The 1604-nt window shown below is 52.4% G+C and carries 1 protein-coding gene; it reads right to left on the bottom strand.

Going from position 1 to position 1604, the window contains the following annotated elements; translation table 11 throughout:
* Nucleotides 1–87 precede the first annotated feature (87 nt).
* Nucleotides 88–1317, bottom strand: coding sequence for a phosphoglycerate dehydrogenase (serA, locus tag KDK14_RS09165; RefSeq protein ID WP_257264794.1), 1230 nt, complete (start codon nt 1315–1317; stop codon nt 88–90).
* Nucleotides 1318–1604 lie beyond the last annotated feature (287 nt).

Below are 1604 nucleotides of genomic sequence, written 5' to 3'. Positions count from 1 at the left end.
ATCCTCGCTACGGGCGCTATTCTCGGACAGCCTCCTGGATATTGTTAACCATCAGATAGCGGGCCCGGCACAGGGGCCCGATGCCAATCAGTAAAGGACACGGCAACGGATGGTGCCGTCAATCTCTCTTATTTTCTGCATGGCCATATCACTATGTTTGGCATCAACATCGATAACCACGTAACCGACAGACTCATTGGTCTGCAGGTACTGACCGCTGATGTTAATATGGTTTTCAGACAGTATCTGGTTAATCTGGCCGAGGATACCGGGAATATTCCGGTGGATATGCAGCAGGCGGTGCTTGCCAGGGTGAGCAGGCAGGGCTACTTCCGGAAAATTTACAGACGACAATGTAGTGCCAATATCGCTGTACATAACGAACTTTTCCGCAACCTCCCGGCCAATATTTTCCTGTGCTTCCTGGGTGCTGCCGCCAATATGGGGGGTCAGGATAACATTCTTCATGCCACGCAGTGGGCTGATGAATTCATCACCGTTACCCCTTGGTTCTTCCGGGAATACGTCAATGGCTGCACCCAGCAGCTTGCCGTTCTTCAGATACTCAGCCAGCGCTTCGATAACCACCACAGAGCCACGGGAGGCATTGATCAGAATACTGTTGTCCTTCATGGCGGCAAACTGTGCCTCACCGAACATCCACTGGGTATCCCGGGTTTCGGGCACATGCAGACTGACAATGTCGCACATGCCTAGCAGGGTATTCAGGTCACTGACCTGGGTAGCATTGCCCATGGAAAGCCTGGTCACCACATCATAGAAATAGACTTCCATGCCCAGGGACTCCGCCATAATGCCAAGCTGGCTGCCGATATTGCCGTAGCCAATGATACCCAGCTTTTTGCCCCGGATTTCATGGGAGTTCGCGGCTGTTTTCTGCCAGCCTCCCTGGTGTGCCAGGGCATTCTTTTCCGGGATGCCACGCAGCAGCAGGATGGCTTCAGCCAGAACCAGCTCAGCTACTGAGCGAGTGTTTGAATATGGCGCGTTGAAAACAGGAATCCCCCGTCGTGTAGCTGCAGGCAACTCCACCTGATTGGTGCCAATGCAGAAACAGCCAACCGCACAGAGCTTTTTGGCCGCCGCAAAAATCTCATCGGTCAGTTGTGTCCGGGAGCGGATGCCCACAAAACGTGCATCAGCAATACGCTCCTTAAGCTCTTCAGGCGGCAGTGACGTAGTGACATAGTCGATATTGGTATAGCCCGACGCTTTCAGGATCTCGACAGCAGAGGGATGGACACCTTCTAACAGGAGAAAACGAATCTTGCTCTTATCCAGCGATATTTCCGGCATATTAGTCTCTTGGTTGGCTGTTATTTATCCGTCCACGTTTTCAATTCGCATCACAGGATGTTCCTGGCTGCGGCAGGCGGCACATCATAGCATAGGCTGTGTGTCATGGTACTGACTAAAAGGCCGTGAACGGGTAAGTCAGTCCGCTTCACGTCAGTGAAACCGACCTGATGTATTGGCTTGCAGGCTGTGCAGGAGTTGTCTGGAAATAACTTCCCTATTTTCATGGCCTGACTGAGCTTGTCGAAGTTCGGTGGCACGACCCTTTGACAAGCTCAGGGTGAACG

It is taken from the genome of Endozoicomonas sp. ONNA2 (genome assembly GCF_024606365.1).
Taxonomy (GTDB): domain Bacteria; phylum Pseudomonadota; class Gammaproteobacteria; order Pseudomonadales; family Endozoicomonadaceae; genus Endozoicomonas.
This window is presented reverse-complemented; position numbering and strand designations above follow the sequence as displayed.